Raw genomic sequence first — 7,447 nt, 5'->3', positions numbered from 1 at the left:
CGACATCTCCACTTTTTTGGAAATATCGCCAGTACAGTCCGTGACGTCCCAACAGCCCTTGGAACCCCCTGGATTTATCCATGGGGAGCAGTCAGTTTAAGAGATATTGGACTTGTGGATCTTGCCATCACGGATTGCCTTGACGGAAAGATTGCGATCAAGTACGAGACTGGTCATCCTTTCGGTGTCGTGAACAGCAACATGGCGGCTGAAATTCATTATGGTCGAATTCTTTGGGAATCAGTGGATCATCCAATCACAGCAGAAAAGGGAAAGCTAGTGATGCAAGGAACGTATCCGGAAACACTGCGTCAGTCAACGATTGCTTGTTTCATGAAGGAAACGACGTTACAGTTGGAAATTGTAAAGGAAGCCGCTTTTGAAGGGGATATCCATTTCGCCAGCGCTGGTTTTTCCCAAGCGATACATTCGTGGGTTCAAGTCATTCATGCATTGAACCGACAATTTCTGTTGAACGGGAAGGGCAGCGTGAAGCGCGCGGGCCGATTGCCGATCAGCCCGAAACAATTCCGATTGCGTGTGAATCAAATCTATCGTTATTTCGCCTTCAACAATCCGAAGCTCGCCTATTGCGAAATTGATATGCTGAAAAATGAAATGAATGTGTTGGTAAAAACTTTTTCAGAAGCTAAGGAGGAATGAATGTGAAATTTTACGATGACAATCAAAAGAAGGTTCGCTACAGATTCGGCTTTTATAGTTTGTTGTTCATGACAGCGTTGCTTTTTATTTATATCTCATTGCCGATCGACAGCCTTGGCGGGATTTCATACCAAAATGCAATTATGATCATCATCATGGTCAGTGCTCTTTTCTTTCTGGTTAACATTGTTTATCGGAATGCCTTTTTCGACATCTATACGCGCAGTCCCTTTTGGAGCAATGTTTTCTTCTTGGTGATGGCCGGACTGCAGGCGCAGCGGTCTTATCAGTTGTATCATCTGGGCATGGATCTGCCTGTTCCGATCAATACGGTTGAATTTGTGATGCTTCACGGTCTGCAGGTAGTCTTGCATCTTTCGATACCGTTGACTTATGGCGTGCGTCTCTTTGTCGATCGGCAAACGAGAAAGGCGAAGGAACAGAATGCCCATGAAACTGGACAGTCTTCTTGAACAGTGGGCCTTCTTTCATGACTCTCTGTTTTTTTGCGTAACCGCTTTCTGCGTGATGGTCTTTCTTAATGAAGACAAGTTGATCTATTTAAAAAGGGGATAACCGAAATGGAAATTTCAAGAATGACTGTCAAAGGCAAAGGTTTCGCCAGCGCGTCGCCTGATGCAATCGCGATTTCGCTGCAGTTGGAGGACATCAAGGACACCTACGAATTGGCGATGCAACATGCCGCTTTGGCGTTGGAGCAAGTCCGGGAAACGTTGTTGCCACTCGGGTTTTCTAAAAAGGAAATACGTTCCACACACTTTTCGATCGACAGCGCGTATGAGCACAGGAACGATTTCCGCGGCGAGAATAAGCGCTACTTCTTAGGTTACCGTTATCGGAATGACTTAAAGATCACCTTCGGAAACGACAGCAAACGCCTGGGTGAAATCCTCTTGGCACTGTCGGTCTGCGAAGCGGATCCGGAATTTTCGGTTTATTTTTTCCTCAAGGATCGCCGGGCAGTCGAACAAGCTCTGCTGGAAAGTGCTGTTCGAGATGCCAAGGAAAAATCACAAGTGCTGGCTAAGGCTAGCGGCGTCATACTCGGGAAAATTTTGGCGATCGATTACGATTGGGGCGAAATCGAAGTGCGCTCCCGTGTCTATGCGGCCTCATCAAAAATGGCCTACGACAGCGCTCCGATGATCGATCTTGAGCCTGAAGACATCAGCAATAGTGACACCGTTACGGTCATCTGGGAAATCCTGCATACGAAACAGGCCTAACCGACAAGTCTTTCGGAAGCGATAAGATAAACTTGAGGGCCGAATACCCGTCGTCGAATATGAAATACCGAATATAGACTTAAAAACACTGCATAAGCGGTGTTTTTAGGTCTTTTTTTGTGGTCATATAGGAATTTATAAAATTTTCCAGAGTGAAAAGTGCATCACCGTAGGTGTTTCACAAGTTTTCAACATGTTTCATGCATCTAAAATGATGTCTAGCTTCACGGGTTAGCCCTTCGGAAAAAAGAATAAGGAACCTCTTGTCTCTGCGAGCCAAGACATACTGTTCGACTAATCTGCTGACGCAGAAAGTCTCTCAGCAATTGCGCTCTTCGATGCTCAGGCGGACAGATTTCCTAAATTGTCATGACTCTTGCGATTTCAATCGCTTAGAGGCATGATACACTTGACCGATTAGGTCACAGTGTTTCCTTAATCAGGGCTGAACGAACCCGTTCAGCTTTTCCTACCATTTTACTCCGGAAAAAGGTGAGGGGTGTTCGTTTTTTTCTATCAAGCGTGTTCGGAAATGCAGAATATGCCGAGCCACTTTGAAATGGTAAGCTAACAGAAGTTGTTTTTGTTCATTTTGAATGGAAAGCAAGCAAGTGCGGACAAAAGAAGCCACACGCAGTAAGGCAATACGGATATACGTTTTGGGGAGGAATCAGACAATGGCATCACATGTGATAGATATGATTATGATGAAGAATAATTTCGGAACGGAAGCGATGCGAGGAGTCTGGTCGGAGGACAATCGCCTGCAGAAGCATCTGGATGTCGAAGCGGCATTGGCGCTTGCTGAACGGGTTAGCCCAGCTTTGAATAATACAGTGAACCATCGAAAGGAAGAATGATACCATGACTGAAACGCAAACGGACACACAAACCAAAACGGGGTTCTACGAAAAGCTGGTCGCTTACCGGCGCGAACTGCATGCGCATCCGGAATTATCGGCAAAGGAATTTGCAACGACCGAGCGCATCCGCTACTGGTTGACGGAAGAAGGAGTCACTATCCTTGATTTCCCGCTGGAGACCGGTCTGATCGCGGAAATTGTGGGCGCATTGCCTGGCCCGACCATCGCGCTGCGTGCGGACATCGACGCTTTGCCGGTCAAAGAAGCGACAGGTCTGCCGTTCGCTTCCGAAACGGAAGGACTCATGCATGCCTGCGGTCATGATTATCATACGGCTTCCATGATCGGAGCTGCAATTCTGCTTCAGGGTAAAAAAGCATCGTTGAAAGGAACGGTCCGATTCATTTTCCAACCAGCCGAAGAAATCGCGCAAGGGGCGAAGTGGGTCGAAGAATCCGGTGCTCTGAAGGAGGTTTCCGCGATCTTCGGGATGCACAACAAGCCGGATCTTCCGGTAGGCACAATCGGGATCCGTGAGGGCGGGCTGATGGCCAGTGCGGATCGCTTCGAACTGGAGATTCACGGCGTCGGCGGGCATGCCGGCATTCCTGATTCCACCATCGATCCGATCGTCATCGCAAGCCAGATCATAACCGGACTACAGACGATCATCAGCCGCAACACGAGCCCATTCCATAATGCAGTCATCAGCGTTACCCAGATCCACGGTGGCAACTCTTGGAACGTCATTCCCGAGAAAGTCTATCTGGAAGGGACCGTCCGCGCTTTTCAAAAAGAAGATCGCGAAAAAATACCGGAATTGATGCGTCGGGCTGCTGAAGGGATCGCATCCGGTTTCGGAGCGGTTGCCGATTTCCGCTGGCACCCTTATGTTTCCATCGTGGACAACGATGTCCGATTCAAGGCAATCTTGGCAGAGACGGCTGAAGAGCAAGGCTATCGTTTCGTGGAGCCGAAACCGGTTGCCGGTGGAGAGGATTTTGCGCATTACCAAACACTCATACCCGGTTTCTTTGTGTTCATGGGCGTGGAAGGCACACGTGAGTGGCACCATCCTGAGTTCAATCTCAAGGAGGAAGCCTTGGCGGTCGCAGCGGATTATTTCGCAGCGTTGGCGATCAAGGTGCTGGATCAATGGAAGGCTTGACAGTATTTACTGAAATGCTGGCCGCTGAAGTTTTGAAGACAACCCCTACAAAAAATAAAGCTGCCTTGCGTGAAGCAAAACGCGGTATCCTCGACTATTTGGCCAGCGCTCTTGCTGGCCGGGAAGATGCCGGTGTGCTGAAGTTGCTACACGCCATCGAAGCGGAAGGCGGGCATCCTGTCGCGGCTTTGATCGGCCAAAATAAACGAGCAAACAGGCGGCAAGCGGCACTTGTGAACGGGTTTATGGGACATGCGCTTGATTATGACGATGTCCATTCCGACGTGCGCGGTCATCCTAGCTCGGTTATTTTGCCAGCGCTTTTTGCGTTGGCTGCCGGACGGGAAATTTCCGGCAAACAATTTTTGGATACCTATATCATCGGCGTGGAAGTGATGGCAAGGCTCGGCCAGGCTTTTGGGACGATAAGTTATTTGCAAGGATGGCACAATACCTCGTTGCTCGGTGGCGTCTCGGCTACTTTTGCGGGAGCCCGATTGCTCGGGTTCACTGTTGCCGAAACGCAGAATGCTGTCGGAATCGCCGCCAGTCAGGCTGCTGGTCTGCGCGTGCAGTTCGGAACGGAAATGAAGCCGTTGCATGCCGGTCTGGCAGCGCAACAAGCGGTCCAATCAATCGAATTGACTCAGCAAGGATTTCTTGGTTCTGCAGCGGCGCTTGATACTACAAGCGGCTATCTGGCTGCATACGGAGGGCAAGAAATCAGCGAGGCAACTCGTAAGGCATTGTTGGAAAACTGGGGGGATTCGTGGAGAATAGCAACGCCCGGTTTGTGGTTCAAACTTTTTCCCTTCTGCTCAGCCGCTTTACACGGTGCGGATGCAGCCCGGCAGCTGGCAAAATTGCAATTGCCTGTCGAAAATATAGCAAACATAGCTATCATATTTCCTCCTGACGGGGATGCTGCGCTGATCCACAAACACCCAGTGACTGGGGAGCAAGGCCGATTCAGCATCGAATATGTAGTAGCTCTGGCTCTATTGGGCCAGGCCTACACATTGGAAAAATTTGAGGCCAAGGCTATTTCCGATCAGGCCCAGCAGCTCATGAAAGTAATGTCCAGAAAATATGACGTTCATCATCTACCCGACTCTCAAGCAATTCCGAAGGGTAGATTCACAATCATCCGGATTGCGATGGCAGACGGAACTGTCCACACGCGGGAGGTCAGCGTGCCAATAGGATCTCCCGGAATGCCGTTGACGGATGCTGAGCTGGAAGCGAAATGGCAGGATGCAGCCCCTGATAAAAATAATTTGGAGAAAGTACCTGCTACTATCCGGGTGCTAGAAAAAAGCAGTCTGAACGATCTGATGGCTCTGTTATGACAGTGATTATTTGACAGCGTGCGGCGGGGGAGGCGCGACGAATGAGTCCAGCGCGATGACAGAGAGCTCCTCTCAAACAGAAACGACGGATTTGCTGCAACAGGTTCAGGATGCCGGTGTCATCAAAGTAGGCTTGATGGGGACTTACCAGCCGTATAATTTTTTGAATGAAAATCAGGAGATGGACGGCTTCGATGCAGACATCGCCAAAGAAATTGCCAAAGGTTTGGATGTGGATATTGAGTTTGTCTCACAAGAGTTTTCGGGGATGATAGCGGGACTGAAAGCGAATAAATTCGATATGGTCGTCAGTCAGATGACAATCACCAAAGACCGCAAGAAGGAAATGCTGTTCTCCGATCCTTATATCACTAACCAGGTTAAGGTCATCGTCAGCGAAACGAACACGGATATATTGTCGGTCAATGATTTCCCAGGCAAACAGATCGGAGTTGGCCTAGGCACCAATGATGAAACCTATCTGCGGACCGTTCTGATGCCGGAAGTCGGCGATTTCGAAATCCGCACCTATGATGATGTGATTACTTCGTTGAAGGATCTGGATGCCGGCAGAATCGATGCGACCATCAACAACCTGTATGCGCTGAAGCCGGTCATCGTGACGCATGAGATGCAATTTGCCAGGAATGTTGCTGACCGGATCATTTTCATGGCAGACGGTGTAGTAGTGGAGGAGGGGCAGCCAAAGGATTTCTTTGCCGCTCCGAAAACAGAACGGGCCAGAAAATTCCTGAAAATGGAGGAAAAGAGCGAAAGAAATGAGGAGAAGCTATGATCGTGAAGACGATATGGGAAGGCGGCCGTAAATTCACCGCCCAAGGTGATTCAGGCTACGATATCAAGATGGATGCAACGCCAGCGTATGGCGGGATGGGCGAAGGTGCCACTCCTACCGAGATGCTGCTGGCAGCTTTGGCAGGCTGCATCGGCATAGACGTGACGATGATTTTGAACCGCTATTTGGATAAAATCAGCAAACTGGAGTTCATCACAGACGGAACCCGTAAAGAAGAAGCTCCTAAAGGTTTTGTCGCTATCACTATCACTTTCGTAGTGGACGGCGACATTGATGGCAAAAGAGTTTGGCGTGCAATCGACTTGAGTGAAGAAAAATATTGCAGCGTTTCTGATTCTTTGAATGCCGAAATCACCTATGACATTATTTTAAACGGCGTGAAGCTCACCAGAGAAGTGTAATGAAACAGAATGGAAAGAAATGGGATCGGAGCCTGATGGATAAAGGCTCCGTATTTTTGTCGAAAAAGAGTTTGCTGTGAAATACTTTACCAAGAAATAGTCCTCTGATATATTAATAGACGATTGAATAAAGCGATGAGGCTTTATCATGAGAATGAGAAGGGATGGAAATGAAACATGGCAGACATCACATTTGAAATTGTCGAAGAACTCGGCGTCCTGTCCACCTCCGCAAAAGGCTGGACGAAAGAATTGAACCTGGTCAGCTGGAACGGCCGACCGCCAAAATACGATATCCGCGAATGGAGCCCCGATCACGAAAAGATGGGCAAAGGACTGACCTTCAGCGAAGAAGAAATGGCTGCCCTCGCCAAACTATTGAAATAACCGAAGAGGCTGCATCAACCCAGAACGCTACTTACTGGATTGATGCAGCCTCTTCAGTTTTGAGGTTGAATATACGTTATCCTTAGAAATAACCCGCCAAAACCTTATTGGCGGGCAAAATAAGGTCAAATCACCGGGAGATTCCCCGCCAAAAGCAGTTTGGAAGGGAAAAACAACCGTGGTGACAACGGTATTCCCCGCCAGAACCAGTTGAGGCTGCTGAAAAAGTCGCTTAGAGAATGTAAAAAGCATCAACAAAAATCATTTCACCATTTCTCGCTTGCTATTTTTCCGCAAAAAAGGGAGCCTTTAGGCCCCTTTTTTCTCTATTTCTCTGATTATTTTTCTCATATTTGCGATAAATACGGTCGATGCACTTTGTATAGTCATACCAAATAAACCGTTACTCATGGATTTTTTTAAACCATAACGGTTCTTTAACTCGCTATTCTTTTGTTCAATTCGGTATCGCATTCTTGATTTCTCACGAAATGCATCACTGTTTTCAAAGTCAAGTTGTTCTTGATGCAAGTTCGACTTGATCGTGAGGGT

General features: G+C 48.1%; 9 protein-coding genes and 1 pseudogene. 9 read left to right on the top strand and 1 reads right to left on the bottom strand.

All coding sequences use genetic code 11. The features are described 5' to 3' along the window. From BMZ71_RS15005 to BMZ71_RS14090, 9 genes are all read left to right on the top strand, one after another. A partial coding sequence (locus tag BMZ71_RS15005) for a hypothetical protein (RefSeq protein WP_218142838.1) occupies window positions 1-663 on the top strand: 663 nt, incomplete at its 5' end. 2 nt (window positions 664-665) lie between these two features. Continuing rightward, on the top strand, window positions 666-1,136 hold the full coding sequence (locus BMZ71_RS14125; RefSeq protein WP_086990720.1) for a hypothetical protein: 471 nt from the start codon (window positions 666-668) through the stop codon (window positions 1,134-1,136). Window positions 1,137-1,244: 108 nt separating this feature from the next. Beyond that, window positions 1,245-1,910 (top strand): SIMPL domain-containing protein, encoded by a 666-nt coding sequence (locus BMZ71_RS14120; RefSeq protein ID WP_086990718.1) that lies wholly within the window; start codon window positions 1,245-1,247, stop codon window positions 1,908-1,910. 677 nt (window positions 1,911-2,587) lie between these two features. After that, window positions 2,588-2,770 (top strand): hypothetical protein, encoded by a 183-nt coding sequence (locus BMZ71_RS14115; protein ID WP_086990716.1) that lies wholly within the window; start codon window positions 2,588-2,590, stop codon window positions 2,768-2,770. Between the two features lie 4 nt (window positions 2,771-2,774). Then, the gene (locus tag BMZ71_RS14110; RefSeq protein ID WP_086990714.1) at window positions 2,775-3,941 is read left to right on the top strand and encodes an amidohydrolase; all 1,167 of its coding nucleotides are present in this window, start codon (window positions 2,775-2,777) and stop codon (window positions 3,939-3,941) included. Next, window positions 3,929-5,290, top strand: coding sequence for an MmgE/PrpD family protein (locus tag BMZ71_RS14105; protein ID WP_086990712.1), 1,362 nt, complete (start codon window positions 3,929-3,931; stop codon window positions 5,288-5,290). The genes BMZ71_RS14110 and BMZ71_RS14105 overlap by 13 nt, the downstream gene beginning before the upstream one ends. A 55-nt stretch (window positions 5,291-5,345) precedes the next feature. Continuing rightward, window positions 5,346-6,086: an ABC transporter substrate-binding protein gene (locus BMZ71_RS14100; RefSeq protein ID WP_086990710.1), complete on the top strand. Its 741-nt coding sequence runs from the start codon at window positions 5,346-5,348 to the stop codon at window positions 6,084-6,086. Further along, window positions 6,083-6,508 (top strand): OsmC family protein, encoded by a 426-nt coding sequence (locus BMZ71_RS14095; protein WP_068561328.1) that lies wholly within the window; start codon window positions 6,083-6,085, stop codon window positions 6,506-6,508. Before BMZ71_RS14100 ends, BMZ71_RS14095 begins: the two co-directional genes overlap by 4 nt. Window positions 6,509-6,685: 177 nt before the next feature. After that, on the top strand, window positions 6,686-6,895 hold the full coding sequence (locus tag BMZ71_RS14090; protein ID WP_068561329.1) for a YdbC family protein: 210 nt from the start codon (window positions 6,686-6,688) through the stop codon (window positions 6,893-6,895). Between the two features lie 309 nt (window positions 6,896-7,204). Here the strand turns inward: BMZ71_RS14090 and BMZ71_RS15200 are convergent. Continuing rightward, window positions 7,205-7,447 (bottom strand): annotated as a pseudogene (locus tag BMZ71_RS15200) (IS5/IS1182 family transposase); the annotation flags it as partial.

Origin of the sequence: Trichococcus flocculiformis (assembly GCF_900113645.1) — a bacterium.
Taxonomy (GTDB): Bacteria; Bacillota; Bacilli; order Lactobacillales; family Aerococcaceae; genus Trichococcus; species Trichococcus flocculiformis.
The sequence above is the reverse complement of the archived record's forward strand: the minus strand, read 5'-3'. Positions and strand labels throughout refer to the sequence as shown.